Source organism: Streptomyces sp. A1136 (assembly GCF_004795055.1).
GTDB lineage: Bacteria > Actinomycetota > Actinomycetes > Streptomycetales > Streptomycetaceae > Streptomyces.
The window spans coordinates 72,350-96,886 of the sequence record NZ_SSBJ01000029.1 but is presented as its reverse complement, the minus strand read 5'-3'; the positions used below and the strand labels follow the sequence as shown (position 1 = coordinate 96,886).

The window sequence follows — 24,537 nt, the reverse complement described above, 5'->3', positions numbered from 1 at the left end:
TCAACCAGCTCAAAGGCTTCCGCGGCATCGCCACCCGCTACGAGAAGACCGCCACTTCATACGAAGCGGCGGTCACACTCGCATCACTTCTGCTCTGGGCAAGATCGATTTGAAGACGGACCCTAGTGTCACCCGCCGGTGGCTGGAGTGCGCGACGGCGTAGGCGGATTAGAGCATGCAGCGTTGAACGCAGAACATATGAGGTGCTTCCCCGGCCCCCTCGCAACAGTCGCGCTTGCCTCGGTCGCCGGGAGGCCGTACGCGCGGACCTGTTCGTGGGTGAGCAGCACCCGGGTGACCGAGCTCCAGCAGCCTGTCCGCTCCACCCAGTCCCGCTCGATGTCCTCGCCCGAGCAGTCGAAGTCACCGACCACCACAAGGTGGGCTCCGCGTTGCTCGTGGGCGACGCGGTCGCGGACGACGTCGGCGTAGGACTGGGAGCTGAAGCCGCTGATGCCGGCCGATCCGGCCCGTGGACGACGGTGGGCTGACCACCGCCGCACTCTTGAGGCCGTCGCGTGGAATTACCGCACCTGCTTGCCGTGGCGCGACTTGCCTGACGAGCTCGGACCCTTTCAGACCACTCACAGACGTCTGATCAGGTGGGCCGTGGATGGCACATGGGCACGGATCATCGCAGCTGTCCTTGCAGTAGCCGATGCTGACGATGATGTGGGCTGGACAGTCTCCGTGGACTCCACCAGCTGCCGGGCTCACCAGCACTCTGCCGGAGCGAGGAAAAGGGGGCTCCCGGCCGCTCCGAGCCGGAGGATCACGCGCTCGGACGCTCCCGCGGCGGCTTGAGCACGAAAGTCCACCTGGCCAGTGACAGCCAGGCGCGGCCTCTCTCCATCCATGTCCCGGCGGGCCAGGCCGGTGATGCGCCGGCCTTCGAGGCGGTCGTGGCCGGAATCCGGGTCCCGCGAACGCCGAACGCGACTCGGCAGGCCAAGAACCCGTCCAACGATCGTCCTTGCGGATCACGCCTACTCCTCCCGCGCAATCCGTAGCCATCTCCGTCGACGCGGCGTCCGTGCCGTCATCCCGCAGCCTACGGACCGGATCGGCCACCGACTGCGCCGAGGCCGCGTCGGAGGTCGTCCACCCGGCTTCGACGCTGAGACATACGAGGAGCGCATTGCTGTTGAGCGGTGCATCGCTCGACTCAAGCAGTGGCGCGGCCTGGCAATGCGGACGGACAAACTCGCAGTCGCTTATCAGGCTGCCCTGCACCTTGCGGCCATTCTGATCTGGTCCCGCAGGTGATCGGGTGCCGATGAGCCGACTATTCGAGGTCGGTGCTCGGTTGGCGCCGCCAGTCCCAGTCGGGGTGGCGGTCGACGAGCGTAAGGAACTCGCTCGCCTGCAGGATTTCGTAGTGGTCGATGTAGACGAGCCCGTCGAGTCCAGGGAGGACGTGACGGAGGAAGACCAGGCCGCGTGATCAAGCTCGTCGCTCTCGTAGTCGCTCAGGATCCCGCTTGAGAGGTCGATGGAGTACGAGTACCCGTGCCAGTGCAGCCTGTCGTCACCCGTCACCGGATCCGGCACGAGCTCAAAAGCACGGATTCGCCCTTCGACCAACGGACGTCGATCCACGGGGACAAGGATGATCACGGATGGCCAGGACACTGGCTACCTCCCCGGCGACCGTAGCCGAGCAGCCCCCGCGATGCGCCGGACTTTCCGGCCGGCTGGGCGGCTTCTCCAGCAAAGAGACAGGCTCTAGGGGGGTTTGCCCCACCTGGGGTGGGTGGGTAGCGGGATGCCGTGGGTGGGCGTGGGCGGGGGATGGTGCGTGGAGCACGGTGTTCCTGCGATTGCTGGGGGTTGGCCCATGGGTGTTATGGCGAGGCGGATGGTGGCCGCGGTGGCGGTCGGGGTGGTGGCGTTGGGGGTGGTCGGGCAGCCGGTGGCGTTTGCTGCTGTTCGGCCGGACGGGGTGCAGCGGGGGCTGGACGGGCTGGTGCGGGAGGGTGGGGTGCCGGGGGCGTTGGCGTCCGTGTCGGATGGGGAGGGGCGTACGCGGACGTATACCGCCGGGGTCGGTGATCTGGCTTCGGGGGCGGCGGTGCCTCGGGATGGGCAGGTGCGGATAGGGAGCAATACGAAGGTGTTCACCGCTGTGGTGGTGTTGCAGTTGGTGGGTGAGGGGCGGCTGGGGCTGGACGACACGGTGGAGGAGTATCTGCCGGGTGTGGTGCGAGGCGACGGGTTCGACGGGCGGACCGTCACGGTGCGGCAGCTGCTCCAGCACACGAGTGGGATTCCGGACTATGAGGCGGAGGTGGAGGAGGCGATCACGCAGGGGCGGTACATGGAGCCGCGGGAGTTGCTGGAGATCGCGTTCAAGCATGGGGCGACGTCCCGGGACGGGAAGACGTTCCACTACAGCAATACGAATTACGTGCTGGCCGGGCTGATCGTGGAGAAGGTGGCGCGGCGGCCGTTGGCGGAGGAGATCGGCCGGCGGGTGGTGCAGCGGCTCGGGTTGCGGCACACGTATTTTCCGGCGCCGCGTGATCGCACCATCCGTGAGGCGCATCCGCGCGCCTATCACCAGGAGGGGGCCGGTGGCCGGCTGCGGGATGTGACGGAGATCGATCCGTCGGCGGCGTGGGCGGCGGGTCAGATGGTATCGACGAACTCGGATGTGAACCGGTTCTTCACCGCCTTGCTGGAGGGGCGGCTGCTGCGGGCGGCGCAGCAGGAGGCAATGTTGACGACCGTGCCGATCGGTGATTCGGGGGCGGGGTACGGGTTGGGGCTGATGAGGCGGCCGTTGTCGTGCGGTGGGGTGTATTGGGGGCACGGCGGTGACATCACGGGGTTCGAGACGCGGGGTGGGGTGACGTCGGAGGGTCGTGCGGTGAGTATCGCGGTGACGACCGATCCGGCGGATTACGAGGTGACGCAGCGGTTGGACGGGTTGGTGGATCAGGTGTTGTGCCGGTGAGTTGTTGAGGGGTGGATGTTCGTACGCCGCCGGGGCTTGGCTCCGGCGGCGTACTCGTGTGGGGGGTGTGGGTGTCAGTGGACGGCGTCGCCGATGTGGTGGATGCGGACGAGGTTGGTCTCGCCGGTGACGCCGGGGGGTGAGCCGGCGGTGATGACGACGATGTCGCCGGGGTGGCAGCGTCCCATGCGCAGGAGTTGTTCTTCGACCTGGGCGAAGTTCCGTCGTACACGCGCACCGCGCGTTCCGCGACGGCAACACGGCCGTTGTCCAGGATCATCGTGCGGGTGGCGTCGTCGCGGTAGCGCGGATCGGTGATCGCGACCAGGCGACCACCGGCCAGGACCTGGTCCCCTACCCGTAGTCGGTGGGCGGCACGTCCACCGGAACGCGTCCCGCCGGGACCCCGGTCGGTCTGCTGCACGTCGAGCTGCCCACACATGACGGTGGGGCGATCCGCTGGAACCCCGAGGCGTCCACCAGTCGTACCACCAGCGGGGAGGCGTACCCGCAGAAACCCCTCCCGGAGAGGGTGTTCGCGAGAGCGATGGCCGCCTCGCGCTTGTGGGGGTCAGTCCGCGGAGCGAGCCGTCTTCGTCGGACCCTGTCCGGCGAGGGCGGCGCGAATCGAACAACGGTTTACGGGAGCGAGCGTGCGTCAGCCCTTGGCGATGGCCATGCCGAGAAAGGAACCGACGATCAACGCGGCACTGCCGGCGCCCATCACCGCCCAGGTTCCGCCGTGGGCGGCGGCGAACGTGGAGGTCATCCCCGCCTGCGTGGCAGCCTGTGTCGCCTGCGCACCGGCCATGCAAGCCTCCTGGACGACCAACGCCGTCTCCACCTTCTGCACCTTGCCCTCCAGCTCAGACGTCTCCACCCTCAACTTCCTCTCTCGCCTGCGCCGGCCGATTCCGGCATCAACCCCCATCCCTTCCCCACCCCCGCCAAGGCTGTCGCGGGCACAGAACGCGAGCACCCGATTGCCGAACCGAGCAGACCGGTCCATCCCCTGGGGGCACTTAAAGCCGCCTCGACATCCACTGGGCCCGATACGGGTGTGCGTGGTCGGGGTCAGGAAATCCCGGCGACAACGATCATGGTCCGGTCGGCGCGAGGGTGCTGACGCGGTTCTCGTACACGCGGCGGGCCTTGCGCTGGGCGGGGATCACCGGAGTGCCCGGGCCGCCGTCGAGCGCTTGGCAGCGGGCGAGGAGTTTGTGGTGCACGGCCGGGACGGCGGTGACGCGCAGGGTGTGGCCCTGACCGCGCCGTACGGTTGCCCCTTTGTCGAGCGCGGCCGCTCAGCGGGCTCCAGCTCGGTGGTGCGCAGGAAGTCGGCGGCCTTGCCCGGCATGTCGAGGGTGACCGGCAGCTCCGGCACCGGCCCTCAGCGCGCTTGTGGACTCCGGGACCAGCAGTTCGGGAGACTCAGGGACCTCGGGGGCTGACGGGGCGATGCCGGGCTGGGAGGCGGTGCTGCTCCAGTGCAGCTTCGTCGGAACCGGGATCGCGCTGTCCATCGCGCTTCCCGCCTACCTGTGGCGGCGTTGGCCCCACGCGCTGCGCCGGCCGGAGCGGCCCCGCACACCCTCAGGAGCGGTGTGGCCCGCTGTGACCGGGGCTGTGACCGGCCTGGCCTGGCTCTACTGGGCAGCCGGTGGCCCCTGGGCATCGCGCACCGCGATGAGCGGCCGGCCGGTTGGCATGTGCTGGTCGGGGTCAGCGCATGCTGGGCTCTCCTCGCGTCCGCCGCCGTCCTGGCTCTCTTCCGGCGTCGACCGACCCGGCTGCCGTATCCGCTCCTGCTCGCGTTGGCTTGGTTGGGATCGGGCTCGATGTGTGCGTGGAGCGGCTGGAGGCTGCCGGCCACGGTTTACGCGGCGCTGTCGCACCCGAGCGACTCAGCTACCCGGAGAACCTCGCGGTCGCCGTGGCACTGCACGTCACGGCCGTGCTGACAGGAGCGGGGATCATGCGGACGCTGGTACGCGGCGAACGTAGGCGGGCGAGTGTGGCCGACAGCACCCAGCAGTCTGCCGAGCGGGTGGGCCGTCGCCCGTGAACCCGCCTGCTCAGGAAGGCCTTTACCAAGGAGCACCTCGATGCTCCCGTGGCAAGGCCCGCAGTGACTTCAACACTCATCGTGAACATCACTCGACCGTCGTTCTGGGTGCCTCCCAAAGCCGTGAACAACTGACGGCACCCCTCGGGTTCTGGTTCAACTCTCAACGCAGGTGAGTTCATGTCTGACCAGCGCAAACCCACCGACCACGTCCGGAAAAACAACAGCCGCTGAAGCCGCACCGACTCGCAAGCCCTGTTCGGCCAGTCCTCCCCTTCGTCAGCTCCGCCACGACGTCCTCGCCGAACACGCCGCGCACTTGGTCCGCCGACCCACCCGGTGCCATCTTCCCGACGTCCTTACGAGTTCGCCCTCGCCCGTCAGACGCTTTTGCATGGCCCTGTGGATCGCGTCGGGAACAGAGAGGCCAGGCGGAGTGTCACCGCCGCGCTCTGCGCCGCAACGAGGAGCAGCGGGACGCGCCGAACATCACCAGGGCGGAACCTCGGAACGTCGCTGCGCCGGCTGACCGCCCCTGGACATGCTCGACGAACGGCGGCCGACGGGCCAAGGATCGAGGAAGGCGAAGGAGATCACGGCGGAGCTGGGCGTTGGGACGACATCGGCGAAGGTCGAGGGGGTGCGCTCAAGGCCAGGACGCGGGTGGCTCGTGCAGGAGACATCGGGGATGTTCAGCGCGGGCCGGCGGCCCGGGGCCGTGCCACCCGCCGCCCCATCCGCGTGACCATCGACCACTGGATCATCGCCTCACTGCTGGTCGGCGACCTCTCGTAGTCCCGGGCCAGTCGGCGTGGATGCATCAGCCACGCGAACCTGCGCTCTACCACCCAACGTCTGGGCAGAACCATGAACCCCTCCATATCGTCGGTGCGCTTGACGACCTGAAGGGTGAGCGCGAGTTTACGCCGGCAAGAAGATCGTGAGCCGGAAGCGGAGCATTGTCACCGACACGCTCGGTCTTCTGCTGGCCGTGCTGGTCACCGCGGCCAGCGTGCAGGACTCCGTCACCGGCACCCGACTCCTGGACCAGGTGGCTGCCGAGTGCCCTGGCATCCGCAAGGTGTGGGTCGACGGCGGCTACCGCCAACGCCTCGTCGAACACGCCACAACCCTCGGCATGACATGGAGATCACCACCCGCGAGCCCGGGACCAGGGGTTTCACCCCGATCCCGAAACGGTGGGCAGTCGAGCGGACCTACGGTTGGCTCATGCTCCACCGGCGCCTGACCCGCGACCACGAGACCCGGCCCACCCGCTCCGCCCTGGTCAACCTCGCGATGACCGACCTCATGGCCCGCCGTCTCACCGGTGAGAACACCGTCTCCTGCGGCGACCCAACGAAGACCACCAAACGCCCATCGTGGGGTGAAACATTGGACGAAAACGACCTCTCACACCGAACCGGCGCTGAGGATCTTCAACGAACTGTCAGCGGTTCACCAGTGCGTCTCTCCCGCGAAATACCGGGCCGCCTTGCGCAGGATGTCGCGCTCTTCCTCCAGCTCACGGATCCTCTTCCGTGCTGCGGCAAGCTCCACCTGAACGTCGGCACCACCGGCTTGCGCGGCGGCCGGCTGTGTCGAATGGGCGCCGGGGCGGCGCCCGTCATTGTCCGCCGACCAGGGCGGGGAGCAAGGGGGCGGGGTCATGGACCTCCTTTGGGGAGTAGCCGGCAGGGCAATGCCACGCCAAGATCGTCAACGCTGTAGCTCGCCGACTACACAGGGAGACGCGCCGTGGTCGATGAGCAGGAACGGGCGACCATCGAAATCAACGGGCAGCGAACGGGCAGCGATTTGCGCTCACCCCCATTTACCCGCCCGCGGACACCAGGAGCCTTGGTGCCGGACTGGAGACGCTGGAGTCCATCCTGTGAAGATCTTCGCCGCTCCGGATTTCTGGAGTACATGAGCCGGCGGCAACGGACACCGGGCGCTGCTCTTCACCCCGCCCGCCGCGGGCTCACAGGTTCGGCCAAGTTGTGGGGCGCAGGGGTACAGAAGCGCGCCTCGTTGGCTTGGCCGGTCGGCTCGTGCTTATGGGCTGGGGGCATGGCTCAGACGGTCAAATCCGGTCGCTATGCGCTACTTTCTGTCGTCTCCTTGCGCTCGGATGCAGCTGGATCGACGGTGGGCAGAACGCTTAACGCAGCGCTTGGAGGTTCCATGAGGAAGACTCGACGCACGGCGGCAGTATCCGGGGCGCTGCTCTGCGCACTGCTCACCCTCGGCGCCTGCAGTGGGGGCGGGGGCGGTACGGGTGGCAACGACGGTGGTCGTGATGTGTCGGGCGGCGGCGTCTCCGACGACCGGACCGGGGTCACCGGCATTCCGGACGCATTGGTCGGAAGTTGGAGCGGAGGCAGCTCCGACGGCTTCAAGTCCTCGGTGTACAGCTTCTACCCGGACGGCTCGTGCAGGATGGACATCTGGGGCGCGAGCAACGTCGGCCGCTTTACGGTTCACGGGAACCAGCTCACCACCTACACCCAGGGGGGATCACAGACGTATTTGTGGGAGATCGGCCCCCAGGGGTACCTGTTTCTCAACGGAGAGAGCTACGTCCCGTTCGGCTGACCCGGTCACTTCCGCTATCGAGGAGGCGGCCAGCTACTTCTGGGATTCCCCATGGTGGAACCGGTAGGCGCCGTCGGCCGTCCTCACGGTCGCCTCCCGTGAGGTCATCCGTCAACCGCCGGGGATCCTGCTCCGGCGGCTCTCCTACTTCCCTGGAAGCCTTGCCTTCTGACGGCTGCCCGGGGGCGTGCGCGGGGCGTGGGAGCCGTGGAATGCACCTCACGCGCCCTGTACGGCCCTGGTACGCCACCCGGGTGCTGCGTAGGGTTCGTCGGTCGGAAGGGGAGCTGTCCGGCGCGAGCCGTGCAACCCGGGGGTGGGGCGTGAGCCGATCGCCGGCGGAGCCGTACGTGCCGGAGAAAGACCTCCTCAGGGAGATCGCCCGCGAGGTGGCGGAGCATGTCGCTCCACACGAGCTGGTCCTCTTCCACGCTGAGAGCACGGCCTACTTCCGGGATTCCCGCAAGGCGCTGAAGGCGGCGCGCACGCGGGCGGCCGCGACACGAAGGATGAGCGGTTCGGTTTCGGCGGCGGTGAGCTGATCGCCATAGCGACTCCCATTGTGCTGGCGATGGTCGAAACCGCCCTGGTCACCGTGGGCGCACACCTGGCGTTGACGGCGACGGAGCGGAGCGCGGGCGCGGTACGTGCCCTGGTGCGACGCATGCGGCGGCGACCGGACCCGGCGGAGGGGGAGGGGACGGCCGAGAGAGAGGACTCCGTCGAGGCGAGCGGGACCCCGGCGGTTGGGGCGGCCATCGACTCCGCGGCTGGTCCGGAGACCGATGCGATGGACGGGACCGCCCGCCCCGCCGAGTCGGCTGAGGCACTGCCTCCTGCGGTGAGGGAGGCCATCCGGCAGAAGGTGTACGAGCAGGGCCCTGCGATACGGCATCGACGAGGACGGGGCCCGACTGCTGGCCGACGCGGTGATCGGCGGCCTCACCACATAGCCGAGTCCGCCCACCACCCTTCGGGGGTTCGCATGCCGACGCCTGCCACGCCGACGGTTCCCGCACCGGCGACTCCACCGGAACCGACCGGGCTTCCCGCCGGGACGACGTCCCGGTTCCTCCTGCTGATCACCGCACTGTTGGGTGCGTCAGTCTTCGTCTACAACACCGTGTACCTCGCCCTCGCACCCGGCGCCGACCGGGCGCAGGAGCTCTATGAGCAGTGCTCAGCGGCAGCCGGCCGGAACGGGAGGAACGGTGATTTCCTGGACTCCTTCCTCACCTGTACCGCCGAGTACGAGCGGACGAAGGCTCCCTGGGTGTCGGCCGGGATCGCTCTCCTCCTGGCCCTCGCCGGGCTGTTGTACTGGGCGAACAGGGGGTCCACACCGACCATCGCGCAGTGGGTCAGGTTGCGCCGGTGGGGCCGTACTGGCTCTGGTCGGCCGTTCAGCATCCGCTGCTCCTGCGCTTCGCGGAATGGACGCCTCTGGTCCTGGCGCTCGTCGTGGTGTGGGCGCTGCCGCTTGCCGCGCACCTGCAGCCCGCACCCCGGTCGGCGACGGCGAGGGGGAGCACGGCGGAGACTGCGGCGGGGGCCCGGAGCACCTGGCCCTTCGTGGTCGTCCTGAGCTGCCTGGCCGCCACTGCGGCCTTCCTCGGCGGCACTCTCGTCTCGCGCCTCCTGATCCACTCCGGCATCGCGGAGAGGACCCGTACGATGGACGGCTTCCTGCTCGCCTTTACCCACGGAAACCTCGTCGCCGCCATGTTCCTGCAGGGTCTCGTCGCCGTCTCCACGGCAGCACTGCTCGTACCGCGACACGGGCCCATGGCCGCCCTTCACGGACTCACGGCAGCGTTCCTGGCCGGGTGTCTGGTGACGGCCGTGCTCTTCGGCGGTGTCCTCGCCGCCAGTTGTGTCGACGCGCTCGCTCTGCGCCCCGCCGCGTGCGGCGGGGTCTCGGTGCCTTTCGTACGCAACACCCTGATGCGGATCCTCGTCGGGGGTACGGCCTGCTCGCTGCTCGCAATCACAGCAGGGGGCACTGCCCTGGCCGTACGTCGCCGTGGCCGACCGGATTCCCCTCCTCGGCCCGTCGCCAAGGCGGCGACAGAAGGCAGGCTCACCGCACGCCGGGGCGGCCTGACGGCCCTGCTCCTGGCCGGAAGCGTGACGGTGTTCGCGTGTACCACGGACAAGACCGACCGGACCTTCGGCCCGCCGCCGGGTGGCCTCGAAGAGGTCCGCTCGGCCTGCCAGCACTACGACGAGCTGCTGGGCTCTCTGGACGCGCTCACGACCGCCGAGGTGCACACCCGCCTGGACGAGGCCGGTCAGCTGGCCGTCCGCGGCGGGGAACCAGCGCTCGCCCTCGCCTTCATGGAGCATTTCAAAGCCGCTCCGGAAGGCGATTCAGCAGCGTTCGAAACATACGGAGAGCGAATCCACCAGACCTGCGGTGCTGCCGGGGTCGTTCTGGTGAACCTTCCCTGAAGGGGCGAAACCAGAGAACCGGTCAGGGCCCGGCGATCGCTTCTGCGTCGGCGTTCGAGGTAGTGCACACGTCTGCGCGACAGCCGCAAGTGGTTTTGGGGGCCTTCGCCGAGCGTGCGACGGCTGCGATGCGACCTCCTCGACCAAGGCCAAGAGCGTCCTGCGGTGCTCGACCGGGTCCAGGACGTCGTGGTCGAAGGACCGCTCGGCGCTGACCGACTTCGCGAGCGGTTGGGGCTGGACGGTACGCGGGTCCCGGCCCTGGGCGTGGGAGTGCAGGGCGCGGCCGGTGGTGGCGCCGAACAGTCGCACGAGGGTGGGCAGTGGCGCGTCGGCGATGTCGCCGACAGGGTGCAGACGTAGGTGTGCAGCTTCGCCGCGGTCGCCGGGCCGACCTGGTAGAGGGCCGCGACGGGCCGCGGCCGCAGCCACGCCTGCACGTCTCCCGCTTCGATCACGTGGTGGCGGCCGCCATCGCGGCGAGCATGCGTGTAGGGGCGATCGCGCAGGTCGTCCGCACGCCGTACCAGGCCATGGCGCGCAGCCCGAGGCGGCTGGCGATTCCTGAAGGGTCGCGATCCCAAATAACGCAGGGCTCCGGTGATGTCGAGATGCCCTGCATCCGGCGGCAGGGCCTGGACGCGGGGCGATTCCCTCTGAGAGGGCGTTAAGTCCCGTTCCTGATGGTGTGGTTGTCGCCCGTTCGTGGGTGATGGGACGGTTCCGTCCTCGTGTCATGTCGTGTGCATGATGGGGTCGTGGGCATGGAACGGATGACCGTACGCGACCGACTTGTCCGACGGGCAGTGGGCGTTGATCGAGCCGCAGGTCACCGCGTGGAAGCAGGAGCGGGTGGCGCGGTCGGCGACCGGGGATCCGGGCTCCTGCGATCTGCGCGAGGTCGTGAACGCGCTGCTCTACCAGAACCGGACGGGCTGTCAGTGGCGGCTCCTGCCGCACGACCTCCCGGCCTGGTCGGCGGTGTTCTACTACTTCACCCGTTGGCGCCAGGACGGCCTTGACCAGCGGATCCAGGAGATCCTGCGCTGCCAGGTGCGGGAGCGGGCCAGACGATTAGAGGACCCGTCCCTGGTGATCATCGACACCCGGTCCGTCCGCGTGGCGGCCGGGGTGCCGAAGGAGACGACGGGACTGGACGTGAACAAGAAGATGCCTGGCAGGAAGCGGGGACTCGCCGTCGACGTGCTGGGCCTGCCTGATCATCGGTGTGGTGATCCTCGCTGCGAGCGCGCACGACGACGAGGCCGGCATCGCCCTGCTGGACCAGACGGCCGAACGATGCGGGGTGCGCCCGGAAAAAGTCCTGGTCGACCAGGGCTTCAAAGACGCCGTGGTCATCCATGGGGCGGTCAAGGACATCACCGTCGAGGTGGTCCGCCGCAACCCCGACGACCATGGCAAGGGCTTCGCCCCACAACCGAAACGGTGGGTGGTCGAGCAGGTCAACGGCATCCTCATGCTGAACCGGCGCCTCGCCCGCGACTACGACCACCGACCCTACAACGCGGCCTCCGCGCCTACTGGGCCTCCACCGCCTCCCTGGCGCCCCGCGAGGACGGGACGGGCCCTCCGGTCGTCGGAGACGCCGCCGCCCGACACACAACGACCGTCGTTGCCACCCGTACCACGCCCGCCCCCACTGCAGGCGCCGAGGGTGAGCAGTGCGCAGAGCAGCGCCCCGGATTCTGCCGCCGCGCGTCGAGTCTTCCTCATGGAACCTCCAAGCTCTTCCATGATCGGGAGTTACACCGTTCATTTTCACAGTCCCATAGCGCATGGTTAGGAAAGGTGGTGTCGCGGCGGCTGAGCACGGTGCCGCGCATCATCACCACCCCGTTCGCACCGGATGCCGGTGTGTCGTGCACTCTCCACCGGCCGATGTGAACCGCCCCGGGTTCGACAGGCACTCGATCACCAGCCACGAGCGGCCTCGCCGCATGCGAGCCCGAGAGCCGGCTGGCGGCGGCCGACTTGATCATCGCCCGACCGTGACAGTTAAAGGGAGACGCCGCCCTATGTGCGGCACCCGTGACACGGCTCCTCCAGGGAGGAGGGTCGGAGGTGTCAACATTCGTCGAGGAGCTGCTCGGTCCAGATGGTCTTGCCGTACGAGGTGTACCGGCTGCCCCAGCGGTGGGTGAGCTGTGCGACGAGGAAGAGGCCCCGTCCGCCCTCGTCGGTGAGTTGTGCCCGGCGCAGGTGGGGCTGTGTCTGGCTTGTGTCGGAGACCTCGCAGATCAGTACGCGGTCCTTGATCAGCCTCAGACCGACTGGGCCGCCCGCGTACCGGATGGAGTTCGTGACCAGCTCGCTGACAATCAACTCGGTGGTGAAGATGAGCTCTTCCAGTCCCCAGGCGGTCAGCCGCTCCGTAACGAGTGCGCGCGTCAGCGCTACGACGGTGGGGTCGGCGGTCAGCTTCCATACCGCGGTGGCGTCGCGGGGCACCTCCCGGACCCGTACCACGAGGAAGGCCAAGTCCTCGTCCGGTGACTGGTTCAGCAGTTCACCGAGGATGCCGTGACCCACGTCGGCGACCGGTAGCCCGGTGTCGGCGGCCTCGCGCGCGCCCGCCCGGATCGACTGCAGTCGCCGTTGCCCTTGGGCGGTTTCGTGGACGAGTGCTCCGCTGTAGAAAGCCAGTACGTCACCGGGTTCCAGGGTCAGCTCCACCGTCTCGAACGGTTGTCCGCCCGTCCCCAGGACCGGGCCTGGGCGGTACGACACCGTGTCGCTGCCGCCCTGCGCCTTCGCGGCCAACACGGGCGGGGGGTGTCCCGCGCCGGCTATTACGCACATGCGGGAGACGGGGTCGTAGGTGGCGTAGAGACAGGTGGCTCCCATCAGTGCGCTCGGCGCGTTCGCGTCCGGTTCCCGGTGTGCTTCGTCTTCGACGAAACGTCTCACCAGGTCGTCGAGGTGCGCCAGCAGCTCGTCCGGGCTGAGGTCGAGGTCGGCCAGGGTCTGCACGGCCGACCTCACTCGGCCCATCGCCGCCGTGGCGCTCAGGCCGTGCCCGGCCACCGTGCCCACGGCGAACGCGAGGCGCGTCGAGGGCAGTTGGATGACGTCGAACCAGCTTCCGCCGATGCCCGCAGCTGTGACGGCGGGGACATAAAGGCCGGAGGTCTCCGCCCCGGTGACGTCCATGACCGGCCTGGGCAACAGGCTGCGCTGCAGGGCCTCGGCAGTGCGGCGCTCACGGGTGTACCGGCGGGCGTTGTCGATGCTGAGCGAGGCCCGGGACCCGACCTCCTCGGCGAGGCTTGCATCCGCTTGGTCGAAAGGGCGGTGCCCGGCGGTGCGCCACAGGACGAGAGCGCCCAGGACCATGCCTCGGGCCTGGAGCGGGACCAGCATGAGCGAGGTCGCCGCCGGGGGAAGGATGAGCCGGATGCGATCCTCCTCCCCCGCGAGCACTGTGCGTAGCTCACTCAGGTCCGGGAGGAAGACCGCCGTGCCCCCACGCAGGTGCGCGCTCTCCACGCTGCCGAGCCGGATGATGTCTTCTGGGGCATGGTTCTCGGAGGGCCACCCGCCGTCGGCGGCCCTGACGGCGACACGCCGCATCGGAGCGCCGGTGACAAGATCCCCCGGCTCCTCGCCGAGCAGTACGGGTTCGGTGAGGTCCACGGCCGCCAGATCGGCGAACGCGGGGACCAGCACGCCGGTCAGCTGCTCAGCGTTTCGCACCATGTCGAGGGAGCTGCCGATCTCCGAGGCGGCCGAGTTGATCAACGCCAGCCGTTCGACCGCGCGCGGGTCCGCGGGCGGTGGGGGAAGCTCGCGGCGGACGTCACCCGCCTGGGTGATCGGTGCAGGGTGAGCGGGGTCAGAGGCACTCAGTCGCAGCAGGAAACGGGCGGAGGAACCCTCCATGAGAGCGATGACGTCGACGTGGGCCGACAGGTAGTCGCCCTCTGGCCGCACCAGCCGGGCATGCGCATGGCGCCGGGCGCCTCCCACGGCTCCAGCGACCAGGCGTGCCCACAGCGAGGGGTCCGCGAAGAGCTGCTCGGCGTCCTGGCCCGCCAATGCCTCGGCGGTACCAAAGCCAAGGAGTTTCGACGCCGACCGCGTGCAGGTCAGCACTCTGCCGGCGGTGTCGAGCACCAAAACCGCCGTGGGAAAGTTCGCTGCCACAGCGGGATACTTTCGGCCGTTGTCGCTCACTGTTGACTCACTTCGGCAGCATCGGTGGCGCCCCTGTTCTCATTGAACACCTACCCCACCGGTGGTGCTGGAGCGGCGTCCACCCCGCGAGGGCCCAAATGTGCCGGCTGCGCCGCAGCCGTCGACGGCGGTGGATGAGCGGCGCCGGTCAGGCCGATCACGCCGTGCTCGGAGGCGTGGTAGGAGGTGCGGCGGGCGCAGGTCACTGATCGTCACTGATCCCCACCCGTGTGCTTGAGGTGGAAGACGTGTCTCCGGTGTCCAAAACCCAGGGTCAAGGCCCCCCGTCGCCTCACCCACCAGAACACCCCCAACTGGCGCTTCACCTGACCCCAAATGAAACGGATAATTGAGAATCAAATGAAAATCAAACACTCACTTTATGGCCTGTGAACTTGGCGGCCTCGTGTAGCTGCTCCACGAGCTCGGGGAATTACCCGGCGCTTTGACCGCTTTGAGGCCTCCGACCTGCGAGAACACCCCATTCGAGTCTCTCGGTGCGGGGCACGGGTGTACCAACCCCTCTTGACCGCTGTTTGCCGCTTCTACTGGCGCGTTGTGGCACGACCTTCCGTCATCCGCGCCATTCGATCAGAACGAGCGTCGCGTCGTCCGAGGTGGCTTCGCGACGTGCCCGCATGAGGGTGTGGGACAGTTCCCGGGCCACCGCGCGGATTCCGTGGTCAGCCTGCTCCAGCTGGTTCACCCAGCCGATCAGCTGCTCTTCGCCGAATTGGTCCTGTCCGCTTTCGTGTTCTTCGATCAGGCCGTCGGTGAAGCAGAGGACGCGGTCGCCCGGCTCCAGCGCCACCGTGCTGACCTGCGGCTGGGCCCCTCCGAAACCGACAGGGAGGGTCGGGGGGCTGTCCAGACGGCGTACGACGCGATGCCCGCGGATCAGCATCGGCGCGGGATGTCCCGCGTTGACCCACTGGAGGCGCCCCGTGTCCGTGTCCAGGCGCATCATCTGGGCGGTCACGAAATGGTCCGGGTCGAACTGCTCGGTGATGGCCCGGTCCATGAAGAGGTAGATCTCGGACAGTCCGATGCTGATCCGGCGGGCGTGGCGGTAAGCGCCGATGGCCACCGTGGCCATGGTGGCCGCGTCAAGGCCGTGCCCCATGGCGTCGACCATGGCCAGGTGCAGGACCTCGCCGTTCAGTGCGTAGTCGAAACTGTCCCCCGCCACGGCGTAGGCGGGCTCCAGCACTCCGGCGACCGCGATGCGCGGCATCACCATCGACAGCGGGGGCAGCAAGGACCACTGGATCTCCGCGGCGACGCTCATCGGCTCACTGCGGCGGGTGCGGAAGAAGAGGTCGGTGTAGCCGTTCTTGGTCTGCAGCAGGTCGGCCGCCAGGCCTGAGATCCTGCGCAGGAGGCGGCGGGCGTCGTCGTCGATCCCGTCCAGGGTGACCGAGAGGACCCCGACCTGGTCGCCGCCGTCCAGCAGGGGCAGGTGGACCCGTACGCCGTCGGCCGTCGGGACTTCGACGGGGCGTGACTCCAGGAAGCACAGGCCGGCTTCGGACCGGTCGATGGGCTGCGGATCACCGGCGGCCACACCGTCGGCGGGCAGGGGGACCAGCTGCTGCTGTCCGTAGTCCTGGAGCAGGATCTGTGGTGCGCGGCCCCCCAACCGGGCCACCGTCTCGGCAACGAGCGGTCCGACCATGTGCGGTGGCAGCTCGTGTGCCCGGTCCAGGAGCAACCCGAGCAGTCCCTCCCCGAAGCTCTCCGAGCGGTCCCGGTCCGCGCGCCCTCCGACGGTCATCCTGTTGCCTCCAACCGGCGGCAGGCCGGCGTCCGACTGTACGGGCGCGTGGCCTCCAGGATGCTCCCCGGCGTCGGGGCACGCCACACGGCTTCCGTGCGAGCCGCGCTCACATCGGCCGATGATGGGAGTACGGCCGAGAACACGGAGCTGACCATGACGGGTTGGCGTGTCAGGGACTACGCCCTGGACGATCTCGAAGCGGTGATCCGGGTCGACGCGGAGAGTGGCACGACGGGAAGACCACCTCTCTTTCCGCTCTCGGACGCGGTGGCGGCCCTCCAGGCCCTCCACCCCGCGGTGGTGGCCACGGCTGACGAGAGATTCGCCCGCATCCAGGCCGTCCCTCGGATCAGGCCGTGCCCGTGGCCGTGCCTTCCTCCTCTGCCTCCATGCGCCGGATTCCCTCGTGGGTGAGGGTGACCATCGCGGGAGTGTTGCCGGGCTCCCAGTCGACCGTGATCAGTCCTTCGCCTGCCAGATAGGTGCAGGCGGCGGCCAGGTCCTGTTCCGGTACGTGGAGGTCGCGCCGCAGCTGTGCTCCGGTGATGCCGAGGAGGCGGTTGCCTTCGACGGCTTCGTACAGGACCTGGAGCACCTGATCGCGGTAGGTCTTGCGTTCGCGCAGTGTGGCCATGACCGCGTCCTTTCATGTGTGTGGGGGCTCCGGGGCCGGTCGGGGCTTCTCAGATCTCGTCGGAGTGAGCGCCGCTGCCGGCGGGGCTGGTGGCCAGCCACGAGCGGGCGGGGCCCGCGGGGGTTGCCCGATCCACGGTGAGGGGGAGGCGGGTGTTGCCGTCGAGGGCGGGGTAGCTTCGCTGTTCCGCGCCTGCGAAACAGAGGCGGAGTGCCTCCGCGACCGCTCGGGCGGCTTCCGGAGTGTGCGCGATGATCCGGACCTCGGCGTGCCCGAGCGATAACAGGGTCTGGGTCTCGATGTACTTCACGTGGGCGTGGTTCCCTTCGGGGGTGGGCGCGAGGCCGACGGGTCGGGGCGCCGTGGCGCCCCGACCGCTGCCCCCGGTCGGAGGAAGGTCTCTTCCTCACCGGTCGGCATCCGTGTGGTGGGCTCGACGACCGGTGTCGTCCGGCAGGCCGGGGGGCCTCGGCAGGGGGTCGCTGAAGTGGTAGGCCGCGATCCGCGCGTCATGCTGTGCGTTGAGCAGGTGGATCCACCGCATTCCGATGCCGATGGCGAGGATGATCACCGCGATGAGGACGATGGTCTCCACGGAGCTCACCTCCAGCCGTTTCCGGGCAGCGGCAGAGCGGATCTGCCCGTCGGGTTCCCGAAGGGGGACATACAGGCCCCGCCTTCGCCCTCCCAAGTGGCCTCCCGGCGGCGGGCGTCACGGATGCCGCGCCCGATGACGGTCTCGTTGGCCATCAGGACACCCGCGGTGAGGACGCTGCCCGGGATCGCCGCGGCCGCCATCAGCCGGGCCGCGGCCGCGCGCTCGGTCTCGGGCGGGATGACGAGGAGGTCCCAGCGGCCGACGGTGTAGGAGAGCAGGATCAGCTTGTCGGGGCCCTGTTCGGTGAACCAGCCCACGTGCAGCACGCGCCCGTCCACGGCAACCTTGTGCGGTACGACGGGCCAGCGGGTGGGGTTCACGGTGACGCGGGTGACGCGGCCCCAGGGTTCCTCCAGGGCGGCGACGAGCGGTGGGAGCTCGGCCGCGAGGTCGCGGGAGTAGGGCCACCAGGCCCCGTCCAACTGGCCGGCGAGCGCGGTTCTCGGGGTGAGGGACAAACGGGCCGGGGACTCTGAGGCGAAGTCGCGGGGCTTGGTCCGGTCGAGGGTGGCGGTCATGGTGTGGACCTACCCCCGGGCTGCCCGTCGGCAGCCCGGTTTTTAAGCGATCGCCGGAAACGACACCCACATGAAGGCCGGTGTGCGAAGTACTCCCGGTGCTTTCACTGTACGCCTCTTCGGCCGGCCATGACCGATTCGACCAGGTATTTTCCACATGACTGACTCCAACATCCCCCCACCCTCCCCCGCCGCTCCTGCCTGTGAGACCCACCAGGCGGTCAAATCGGGTGCGGCCTTGCTGCGGCTGGAGACCACGCGGTCCCGGAATGGACTGGACGGTGCGTGGTGGCCGCGCACCCGCGCCATCGCGACCGAGCTGCCGACGCTGATCAATCGACCGGGCACCTCGGGCCGATCGCCCGCGTGGGCGGGGACGCGTCCGCCTGGAACGGCCTCCCATCCCGCCTGGTCATCGACGGCCAGGTCGTGCACCTCGACTCGGCGCCGGTCGGTGATGACACCGTCCTCATCACCCGCGGCCACAACGACCACTTCGCCCCCCCGGGACACCGCCGCCGACGCCGCCCGCCAAGCGATGGCCCGCGCCGTCCGCGCCGACAACATCACGCAGGCCGCTCAGATCCTCATCACCACCACACCCGAACCGGAGTCCGGTCCCGCCGACGCGGCAGGCTGACCCCGAATCCTCAGCGGCCGCGTGGGCGAATGGTGCGCTGGTCAGAGCCCCTCGTTGTGCAGGTCCTCTTCGCGCAGCAGGTCGTCCTCGCGGCGGCGCGAGGTCTCCTTCTGGCCGGGCTTCTGTCCCTTTTCGCGGGACGACTTGCCGGGCTGGGGCTGCGCGGGGTCTCCGGGGCGATGGTGTTCCTGTGCCTCACGGCCCTTGCCCGGCTGCTGACGCTTGTCCTGCCTACCGTCCATGACGGCGACTCCTCTTGATGCGTGGGGGTACGGATTCCTCTTCTCTAAAGCTGACATCCACAGCGACGGTCTGCATCATGTCGGCTGCGAAGCGAAGAACACGGATCAGATCGCGCGGGAGCATCCGCCACTGGCAGCCCGACCGCAGCACGTAGAAGACCGAGTCGAGCACCAGCCGGTCTTTCGTACTTGCGGACCCCGCCGCCTTTTCGCAGGTCACACGGGAAGAGGGCTGAATGATCTCCCCCACCTCGTCGGTCGGGTTGGACGGATGGCACGGGCCGCCGACGGCATCGGAGTTGTCGCACTGGCACACATCACCTGATCATTCCGGGGCCGTCGCCATGCCTGGAGGGCGAATCGCGACCGTCACGCTTCATGGGTGATCAGCCACTGGAGAGGCTCTGTGCGTCGAACACCGCCGACGTCCGTACGCGCCTGGCCCCGAGCCCGGAGTGAACACGGCAAGGAGACCGGGAGCCTCCTCCCGCCAACGCATCATTCCGAAGGCTGACTCAAGGCTCCCCCGTGCAGACGGCGGTACCACCTCGGGGATGACGACCAGCCGGCGGGGACCGAAGAGGCTGATGCCATGACAGCGATCGACGGACCTCGCCCGACCACGACTGCGCACGGCACCGAACTGCCGGTCCCACCATGGGCTTCCATCACCGCCCATGCGATCCCTTTGCTGCTGCCGCCCCAGTGCTTGTGGCGGATACCGTTCGCCTTCGGCTTTGAGATGGGGCTGGACGTGGACGGGGCGACGCCGTCGTCGTTGTGGGTGTCCGTCCCCTACGTCTTCGGGCTCAGCTTGATCACGGAAGGGTTGGCGCTGCTGTCCCTCGGATTGGTGCGCGGATGGGGCGAGGTCGCCCCCGCACGGCTACCGTTCATCGGCGGGAAGCGGATCGCTCCCTGTGCGGCGATCATCCCCGCCACCCTCGGCGGCCTGGGCGCGACCGCGTTCTGGGCACCCGTGCTGCTGAGCTGGTTCGGTGTGGGTGACGCCGCCCGGTTCAGCAGTGGCGGCCGGCAGACACTGGCCCGCCTCTGCGTCACCCCCGGGATGCTGTGGGGTCCGCTCGTACTGGTGCTGACCTACGCCTACTACACACGCCGCTGCCGCCCTGCCAAACATCATGGGCACCCTGGCGGTTCCGTGGCTGCCTGAAAGCACGTCACGAGGGCAGGACAGGCGTCACGGCGACGCCTGTCCGGACCTCGCCGGATGCTGGACCGCGTTGGTGCCACATCGGTGCCGCGGAGTCGGGTGTCAGCGGATCGCGACGCTCAGAGCCTCTCGGGTCGCTGATCAGGCGCGAAGCGCGACGGTCGCGATTCGCCCTCCGGGCATGGCGACGGCCCCGGAATGATCACGTGGCCTGTGCCAGTGCGACAACCCGAGGCCATGATCAGGGTAGCGATGCTCCGCCTGATGCTCGTCCGGCTCGCCGGGCAGCCATCGCGGTGGAGCCATGAATCCCACCGAAAGACCGCCTGAGCCGGGACCGTCGAGGACCTCGTCGCGGCGCAATCAACCGGCCACCCGACAGGCTCTCAGCCGTCACCCGTTCGGTGCCCAGTGCGGCCTCTCCTGCGGCCGTGTCCGGCCTCCGGCGGCGTCGCCGGCAGGAGGTGAGCCAGGTCAAGAGGAAACGTGGTGCGCGGTGTGACGACGCAGGACATTTGGCAGTTCAGAAGGCCCGTTGGCAAACGAACAAGCGTGCTGATTCGCAGTGGATGTGACGACCGATGGATGGCTTGCGGTCTGCCTGTTCCGGTAGCGCGTCTGCTTCGGCGGCCGGATCCGACGTGGCGGAACGGACGGTGGTGTCACGGCAAGACGAGAGGGACAGCACCGTGGCGGCGTTGGCGTCGGCTGTACTCGGTGATGGCCTGCCACAGGTCACGCCGGTCGACGTCGGGCCAGTAGTTGGGGGTGAAGTACAACTCGGCATACGTGGTGTGCCAGGGGAGGAAGTTGGAGGTGCGCTGTTCGTTGCCGGTGCGCCACAGCAGGTCGACGTCCGGCATGTCGGGGTGGGGTAGGTGGCGGGCGAAGTCGTCTTCACCGATGAGGTGGGGGTCGATGTCGCCTGCATGGGCTGCCTGCGCGAGGGCTGCGGCTGTCCGTGTGATCTCGTCGCGGCCGCCGTAGTTGATGCAGACGGTGAGGGTGAGGCCGGTGCGGGTGCGGGTGCGGCGCTCCTCGCGCAGGAGAGCCTGGACGAGTTCCTCGGGCAGTTTGTCGGGGTGGCCCAACCAGCGCTGGCGTACGTCGAGGTCGCGGACGGGTCCCTCGTCGAGGTCGCGTCGGATCGCTTCCAGGATTTTGGTGATCTCCTCGGTGTCGCGTTTCCAGTTCTCGGTGGAGAACGCGTAGAGGGTCAGGTGGCGCAGGCCGATCTCCAGGGCGCCGTAGACCATCTCGCGGGCGGCGGCGGTGCCGGCGCGGTGGCCTTCCGGGCGGGGCAGGCCGTGCTGCTCGGCCCAGCGGCCGTTGCCGTCCATGATGACCGCCACGTGGACGGGCATCCGGTCGACCGCGATCTGCGGGGGCCGGGCGCCGTCGGGGTGCGGTGGCGGCGGCCGAAGGGCGGTGCTTTCGGCTTCAGGGCTCGGACCGCTCACGGTCACCGCGGGTCGTCGGGGTCCGGGCACGGTCAGGGGCGTCAGGCTCCAGGCCAGTTTCGAGCGAATGCGGGCGGGGGCGAGGATGCGGGCGCGGGCTGCGAGAGACGGGCGTGGGGCGCGCTTGAGCAGGGCGTGACCGGCCCCTTCGACGGCATCGAGTTGGGCGCGCATCAGGCAGGCGGCCGTGTCGAGCACGGTGGCGGCGCCCGGGTGCATGCCTCTGGTCATTGCGGGCCTGTTTACCCATTGACGGGCCAGAGTCGTCAGCTCCCGGATCAAAGCCGCTGCGGCCGGGCTCCAGTTCCCTTGCCGTAGGTCGTCCGCGGCTCCGGGGAAGGCATCCAGGGCCTCCTGCGGCAGGAAGAGGTCGCCCTGGGCGAGGTCCGCGCCCAGGTCGGTGAGGATGTCGGTGAGCTGAGCACCGTTGATGAACCGCTTGTAGTCCTGTTGCCGGTCCAGCCGGAGCGTCATCGGTGCTCCGGCCCGTTCGAACAGGTGCCGTACCTGGTCGACCCAGGGTGTGATTCCCCCGTTGGACCAGGACCGCCACGCGGCCCAGTCGGCGAAGTCCCGGCCGCGGGTGTCATCGCGTGTGCTGTTCATGGCGCCTCGCAGAGTGGACAGGTCCAGGCGCCATCGCAGGGCGGTGTCCACCAGGGCGTGCCGGATCGGATCCCCGCTCGTGCCGGCCGCCAGGTCGCATTGCAGTGCGTGGGTCCACGCTTCGACGCGGGCCGCACGCTCGGCCGGCTCCGCATCCTGCCGGTCGGCCAGGTCGTCCAGGACGGTCGCTGCCGCCCACAGGGCCCACCCGGCCGGGCGCAGCACGGCCGGCATCAGCTGGATGAGGACGTAGATCCCGGGATCGTGCTGTCGTGCGATGCGCCGGCACAGCCGGTACGCGGCCCGCAGAGACGGGTCCTCGCCGGTGGGCGGGCGGTGGGTGGGTCGCCGTCGTTGTGCCGGCAGAGCGGCGTCGAGGTCTGCCGTAGTGGAGTTGGTGGCGCGCATGTCGGGAGCCGGGACCTCAGTGTGCTTGCGTGTCGGACGCCGTGGCCGAGGGGCCGGCAGTTTGGCGGGGTGCGGGAACGTCGGCCTTGCCGCTTACCGGCCCGGGCGGCTCAGTGGAGACCCTCGGCAGGCAGTTGCGGGTGCCGTGGCGGAAGCCCAGCAGTGCCACGAGGGCGGCCAGCCCGAACCAGGTGAGCTGGAGGGCCAGATGCCCGGGGACCGGGCTGGTGGAGAATCCGGCCGCCGTACTCGCCTGCATGGCCCCGTACGAGGGCAGGTAGCGCATGACCGGGTTGTCGGCCCCGGAACTCGTGATGGGGTTCTGCAGCGCGAGATCGATGATGCTGGTCATCACGATGGCGAACATCCCCTCGACTTCCCGGCGCAGCAGGGACCCGAAGACGACGCCCAGAGCGCCGTAGGTGAGTCCGGCGCAGAACAGGGAGGCGGCGAGCAGGAGAGGCTGGCGGGGAGTCCAGGCCAGGCAGATGACCGCCGTGGCATAAGCGGCCACCATCGCCGAGACCAGAGCCAGAGCGGTGACTTTCGCCAGGACGAGGTGGGCGCGGGGGTAGCCCGCCATCGCCAGGCGGCGATCGAAGCCGCTGCCGGAGAAGGTGGCGGCGAACATCATGAAACCGGTGATCAGAGTGACGGCGTTGAGCGCTCCGCTGATCGCGGTCAGTTCATTGCCGCGCGGGGTCAATGCTTCCCCGGTGGCGCGAAGCCGCATCCGGGCCGGGGTGTCGGGCATCGCCAGGTACGCCAGGGAAGTCCACACCGGTACGAACAGGATCACCAGGACCATCGCGAACCGGTTGCGGCCGTGTTCGAGGAGCGTGAACCGGGTGGCGACAGCGAAGCGGGTCAGGTGAAACCTCACGCGGCGTCCCCCGCCTTCTCCACGTGGAGCACTCCGCTGTCCAGGCGCCACAGCTCGTCCAGGCGCTCGGTGTCGTACGCGAGGTGGGAGACGACCAGGACCGAGCGTCCCGCGTCCCGCAGCCGCGTGGCCAGATCCCAAAACCGCTGGTAGGTGTCCCAGTCGAAGCCCTGGTACGGCTCGTCCAGCAACAGGACCTGCGGATCGTGCATGAGCGCCAGAGTCACGTTCAACTTCTGCCGCGTGCCGCCGCTGAGGACCCCGGCCCGCTCATCGACGTACCCGGTGAAGCCCAGCACGTCCATGATCTCTTCGGCGTATCGCACGTCGGTGAGGCGGTAGGCCGTCTGGAAGAACGTCAAGTGCTGCCGGACGGTCAGCGCGTCATTGAGGACCACGTGCTGTGGGCAGTAGCCGAACCGGCCGTTATGACGGACCGATCCACGCGTGGGACGCAGCTCGCCGGACAGAATCTTCAGCAGCGTGGACTTGCCGGCGCCGTTCTCCCCGACGATCCCGCACAGAGTTCCGGCCCGAAGCCGCAGGTCAACGCCCCGCAAGACCACACGCCGACGGTAGGCATGATGCACATCCCCGATCTCCACGCCCCTCTCCTCCCCCGTAATCCTGGACCGACCGTGACCCAATGGCCTAACGCTCACGACGCGTCACAGACACGGGGCTCATGCCGCCGGGCGTCGATGCCAGAGCCACAGGCCTGCGGGCCTCTGCGATCACACCGTCTGCGGGCCGCCGATGCCCGTGCCCCAATCGTCGGACAGTGCGACGGCCACCTTGATGCGGCGCTTGCCTACCGGCACCGTGCCGGCCTATTCGATCCGTTCTCCTGGAGGACGTCGAAGGCGATGAAGAACGCGGGCAGCGACGCGGCGAGCTCGCGCGCGGCGCGCCCGCGGGCGGCGGTGCGGCGTTGCAGCCCCTCGAAGGAAAGCCGGCCCGCCGCGGCGTCCCAGACGACCAGTTCACCGTCGAGGACCAGGCCGTCCGTCAGCTGCTCGGCGGCGGTGACGAGGTCGGGGAAGCGGTCCTGGATCAGCATCCCGCGCCGGGTTTGCACCAGCAGCCGGTCCGCGGCCGCCCCCGTCTCCGTGGAGAGCAGCGCCCGGTAAACGTCGAACTTCTGCTCAAACGCCTGCTCGCCCAGCACGCCGGAGCCCGGCACCGACTCCACAGCCTGCGCCGGCATCGGCTCCACCGGCGGCCGCAACATATCCCCGGGCCCTCCTTCGCACGCGCAGGTCGAGAGTCGTCC

Annotated in this window: 22 protein-coding genes and 6 pseudogenes; 11 read left to right on the top strand and 17 right to left on the bottom strand. The window is 68.9% G+C overall.

Going from position 1 to position 24,537, the window contains the following annotated elements:
• The first annotated feature begins 453 nt into the window (after nucleotides 1–453).
• Together E6R62_RS26185 and E6R62_RS26175 are read left to right on the top strand one after the other, a co-directional pair.
• A pseudogene (locus E6R62_RS26185) lies at nucleotides 454–1,266 on the top strand (IS5 family transposase).
• 592 nt (nucleotides 1,267–1,858) lie between these two features.
• Nucleotides 1,859–2,956 (top strand): serine hydrolase, encoded by a 1,098-nt coding sequence (locus E6R62_RS26175; RefSeq protein WP_136215970.1) that lies wholly within the window; start codon nucleotides 1,859–1,861, stop codon nucleotides 2,954–2,956.
• A gap of 74 nt (nucleotides 2,957–3,030) precedes the next feature.
• Here the strand turns inward: E6R62_RS26175 and E6R62_RS42230 are convergent.
• The 3 genes and pseudogenes from E6R62_RS42230 to E6R62_RS41835 all read right to left on the bottom strand — a co-directional run.
• Nucleotides 3,031–3,171: pseudogene (locus E6R62_RS42230) on the bottom strand (pyruvate kinase alpha/beta domain-containing protein); the annotation flags it as partial.
• Nucleotides 3,172–3,614: 443 nt separating this feature from the next.
• Nucleotides 3,615–3,836, bottom strand: a complete 222-nt coding sequence (locus E6R62_RS26165; RefSeq protein ID WP_136215969.1) for a hypothetical protein — start codon at nucleotides 3,834–3,836, stop codon at nucleotides 3,615–3,617.
• A gap of 217 nt (nucleotides 3,837–4,053) precedes the next feature.
• Complete coding sequence (locus E6R62_RS41835; protein WP_276615656.1) at nucleotides 4,054–4,185, bottom strand: hypothetical protein; 132 nt, start codon at nucleotides 4,183–4,185, stop codon at nucleotides 4,054–4,056.
• A 1,499-nt stretch (nucleotides 4,186–5,684) separates the two neighbouring features.
• On the opposite strand from E6R62_RS41835, the gene E6R62_RS41830 reads away from it, so the two are divergent.
• On the top strand, nucleotides 5,685–5,816 hold the full coding sequence (locus E6R62_RS41830; RefSeq protein WP_276615657.1) for a hypothetical protein: 132 nt from the start codon (nucleotides 5,685–5,687) through the stop codon (nucleotides 5,814–5,816).
• Here the strand turns inward: E6R62_RS41830 and E6R62_RS41155 are convergent.
• A pseudogene (locus tag E6R62_RS41155) lies at nucleotides 5,816–5,890 on the bottom strand (hypothetical protein); the annotation flags it as partial. The gene E6R62_RS41830 and the pseudogene E6R62_RS41155 overlap by 1 nt on opposite strands.
• Before the next feature lie 56 nt (nucleotides 5,891–5,946).
• Here E6R62_RS41155 and E6R62_RS26150 point away from each other — a divergent pair.
• A pseudogene (locus E6R62_RS26150) lies at nucleotides 5,947–6,395 on the top strand (transposase); the annotation flags it as partial.
• An 84-nt stretch (nucleotides 6,396–6,479) separates the two neighbouring features.
• On the opposite strand, the gene E6R62_RS39785 reads toward E6R62_RS26150, so the two are convergent.
• Nucleotides 6,480–6,692, bottom strand: coding sequence for a hypothetical protein (locus tag E6R62_RS39785; RefSeq protein ID WP_168714180.1), 213 nt, complete (start codon nucleotides 6,690–6,692; stop codon nucleotides 6,480–6,482).
• A 516-nt stretch (nucleotides 6,693–7,208) separates the two neighbouring features.
• On the opposite strand from E6R62_RS39785, the gene E6R62_RS26145 reads away from it, so the two are divergent.
• The 5 genes and pseudogenes from E6R62_RS26145 to E6R62_RS42060 all read left to right on the top strand — a co-directional run.
• Complete coding sequence (locus E6R62_RS26145) at nucleotides 7,209–7,619, top strand: hypothetical protein (RefSeq protein ID WP_136215968.1); 411 nt, start codon at nucleotides 7,209–7,211, stop codon at nucleotides 7,617–7,619.
• Nucleotides 7,620–7,969: 350 nt separating this feature from the next.
• Nucleotides 7,970–8,161 (top strand): hypothetical protein, encoded by a 192-nt coding sequence (locus E6R62_RS26140; RefSeq protein ID WP_136215967.1) that lies wholly within the window; start codon nucleotides 7,970–7,972, stop codon nucleotides 8,159–8,161.
• An 814-nt stretch (nucleotides 8,162–8,975) separates the two neighbouring features.
• Nucleotides 8,976–10,070, top strand: a complete 1,095-nt coding sequence (locus E6R62_RS26135) for a hypothetical protein (RefSeq protein WP_136215966.1) — start codon at nucleotides 8,976–8,978, stop codon at nucleotides 10,068–10,070.
• 165 nt (nucleotides 10,071–10,235) lie between these two features.
• Nucleotides 10,236–10,433, top strand: a complete 198-nt coding sequence (locus E6R62_RS26130; RefSeq protein ID WP_136215965.1) for a hypothetical protein — start codon at nucleotides 10,236–10,238, stop codon at nucleotides 10,431–10,433.
• 429 nt (nucleotides 10,434–10,862) lie between these two features.
• A pseudogene (locus tag E6R62_RS42060) lies at nucleotides 10,863–11,633 on the top strand (IS5 family transposase); the annotation flags it as partial.
• Between the two features lie 522 nt (nucleotides 11,634–12,155).
• Here the strand turns inward: E6R62_RS42060 and E6R62_RS26120 are convergent.
• The 6 genes from E6R62_RS26120 to E6R62_RS26090 all read right to left on the bottom strand — a co-directional run bounded on the left by E6R62_RS26120 (nucleotide 12,156) and on the right by E6R62_RS26090 (nucleotide 17,851).
• Nucleotides 12,156–14,234 (bottom strand): SpoIIE family protein phosphatase, encoded by a 2,079-nt coding sequence (locus E6R62_RS26120; protein WP_168714185.1) that lies wholly within the window; start codon nucleotides 14,232–14,234, stop codon nucleotides 12,156–12,158.
• Nucleotides 14,235–14,838: 604 nt separating this feature from the next.
• Complete coding sequence (locus E6R62_RS26115) at nucleotides 14,839–16,038, bottom strand: PP2C family protein-serine/threonine phosphatase (RefSeq protein ID WP_136215963.1); 1,200 nt, start codon at nucleotides 16,036–16,038, stop codon at nucleotides 14,839–14,841.
• A 352-nt stretch (nucleotides 16,039–16,390) separates the two neighbouring features.
• Nucleotides 16,391–16,675, bottom strand: coding sequence for a hypothetical protein (locus tag E6R62_RS26105; protein WP_136215962.1), 285 nt, complete (start codon nucleotides 16,673–16,675; stop codon nucleotides 16,391–16,393).
• 49 nt (nucleotides 16,676–16,724) lie between these two features.
• Nucleotides 16,725–16,985: a hypothetical protein gene (locus E6R62_RS26100; RefSeq protein ID WP_206308850.1), complete on the bottom strand. Its 261-nt coding sequence runs from the start codon at nucleotides 16,983–16,985 to the stop codon at nucleotides 16,725–16,727.
• 96 nt (nucleotides 16,986–17,081) lie between these two features.
• Complete coding sequence (locus E6R62_RS26095) at nucleotides 17,082–17,270, bottom strand: hypothetical protein (protein ID WP_136215961.1); 189 nt, start codon at nucleotides 17,268–17,270, stop codon at nucleotides 17,082–17,084.
• Between the two features lie 5 nt (nucleotides 17,271–17,275).
• Nucleotides 17,276–17,851: a DUF5994 family protein gene (locus E6R62_RS26090; RefSeq protein ID WP_136215960.1), complete on the bottom strand. Its 576-nt coding sequence runs from the start codon at nucleotides 17,849–17,851 to the stop codon at nucleotides 17,276–17,278.
• 157 nt (nucleotides 17,852–18,008) lie between these two features.
• Here E6R62_RS26090 and E6R62_RS42225 point away from each other — a divergent pair.
• A pseudogene (locus tag E6R62_RS42225) lies at nucleotides 18,009–18,286 on the top strand (DUF5994 family protein); the annotation flags it as partial.
• A gap of 246 nt (nucleotides 18,287–18,532) precedes the next feature.
• Here E6R62_RS42225 and E6R62_RS26080 read toward each other — a convergent pair.
• Both E6R62_RS26080 and E6R62_RS42220 read right to left on the bottom strand, forming a co-directional pair.
• Nucleotides 18,533–18,733: a hypothetical protein gene (locus E6R62_RS26080; RefSeq protein WP_240801897.1), complete on the bottom strand. Its 201-nt coding sequence runs from the start codon at nucleotides 18,731–18,733 to the stop codon at nucleotides 18,533–18,535.
• A complete protein-coding gene (locus E6R62_RS42220) occupies nucleotides 18,723–18,983 on the bottom strand; it encodes a transposase (protein WP_368773874.1) in 261 nt (86 codons plus the stop codon). Before E6R62_RS42220 ends, E6R62_RS26080 begins: the two co-directional genes overlap by 11 nt.
• A gap of 342 nt (nucleotides 18,984–19,325) precedes the next feature.
• Between E6R62_RS42220 and E6R62_RS26070 the strand changes: the two genes are divergently transcribed.
• The gene (locus E6R62_RS26070) at nucleotides 19,326–19,907 is read left to right on the top strand and encodes a hypothetical protein (RefSeq protein WP_136215958.1); all 582 of its coding nucleotides are present in this window, start codon (nucleotides 19,326–19,328) and stop codon (nucleotides 19,905–19,907) included.
• Nucleotides 19,908–20,569: 662 nt separating this feature from the next.
• Here E6R62_RS26070 and uppS read toward each other — a convergent pair.
• The 4 genes from uppS to E6R62_RS26050 all read right to left on the bottom strand — a co-directional run bounded on the left by uppS (nucleotide 20,570) and on the right by E6R62_RS26050 (nucleotide 24,495).
• Nucleotides 20,570–22,381, bottom strand: a complete 1,812-nt coding sequence (gene uppS, locus E6R62_RS26065; RefSeq protein WP_136215957.1) for a polyprenyl diphosphate synthase — start codon at nucleotides 22,379–22,381, stop codon at nucleotides 20,570–20,572.
• Nucleotides 22,382–22,397: 16 nt separating this feature from the next.
• Entirely contained in the window at nucleotides 22,398–23,264 is an 867-nt protein-coding gene (locus E6R62_RS26060; RefSeq protein ID WP_206308848.1) for an ABC transporter permease, read from the bottom strand.
• Nucleotides 23,261–23,869, bottom strand: coding sequence for an ATP-binding cassette domain-containing protein (locus tag E6R62_RS26055; RefSeq protein ID WP_206308847.1), 609 nt, complete (start codon nucleotides 23,867–23,869; stop codon nucleotides 23,261–23,263). The genes E6R62_RS26060 and E6R62_RS26055 overlap by 4 nt, the downstream gene beginning before the upstream one ends.
• Before the next feature lie 206 nt (nucleotides 23,870–24,075).
• Nucleotides 24,076–24,495 (bottom strand): hypothetical protein, encoded by a 420-nt coding sequence (locus tag E6R62_RS26050; protein WP_136215956.1) that lies wholly within the window; start codon nucleotides 24,493–24,495, stop codon nucleotides 24,076–24,078.
• Nucleotides 24,496–24,537: the final 42 nt, after the last annotated feature.

Excerpts from the sequence above, each read along its gene's own strand:
- E6R62_RS26105 (WP_136215962.1), bottom strand. The coding sequence starts at position 16,675 with ATGGCCACACTGCGCGAACGCAAGACCTACCGCGATCAGGTGCTCCAG.
- E6R62_RS26070 (WP_136215958.1), top strand. The coding sequence starts at position 19,326 with ATGACAGCGATCGACGGACCTCGCCCGACCACGACTGCGCACGGCACC.
- E6R62_RS26080 (WP_240801897.1), bottom strand. The coding sequence starts at position 18,733 with ATGGACGGTAGGCAGGACAAGCGTCAGCAGCCGGGCAAGGGCCGTGAG.
- E6R62_RS26090 (WP_136215960.1), bottom strand. The coding sequence starts at position 17,851 with ATGACCGCCACCCTCGACCGGACCAAGCCCCGCGACTTCGCCTCAGAG.
- E6R62_RS26115 (WP_136215963.1), bottom strand. The coding sequence starts at position 16,038 with ATGACCGTCGGAGGGCGCGCGGACCGGGACCGCTCGGAGAGCTTCGGG.
- E6R62_RS39785 (WP_168714180.1), bottom strand. The coding sequence starts at position 6,692 with ATGACCCCGCCCCCTTGCTCCCCGCCCTGGTCGGCGGACAATGACGGG.
- E6R62_RS26050 (WP_136215956.1), bottom strand. The coding sequence starts at position 24,495 with ATGTTGCGGCCGCCGGTGGAGCCGATGCCGGCGCAGGCTGTGGAGTCG.
- uppS (WP_136215957.1), bottom strand. The coding sequence starts at position 22,381 with ATGCGCGCCACCAACTCCACTACGGCAGACCTCGACGCCGCTCTGCCG.
- E6R62_RS26175 (WP_136215970.1), top strand. The coding sequence starts at position 1,859 with ATGGTGGCCGCGGTGGCGGTCGGGGTGGTGGCGTTGGGGGTGGTCGGG.
- E6R62_RS26145 (WP_136215968.1), top strand. The coding sequence starts at position 7,209 with ATGAGGAAGACTCGACGCACGGCGGCAGTATCCGGGGCGCTGCTCTGC.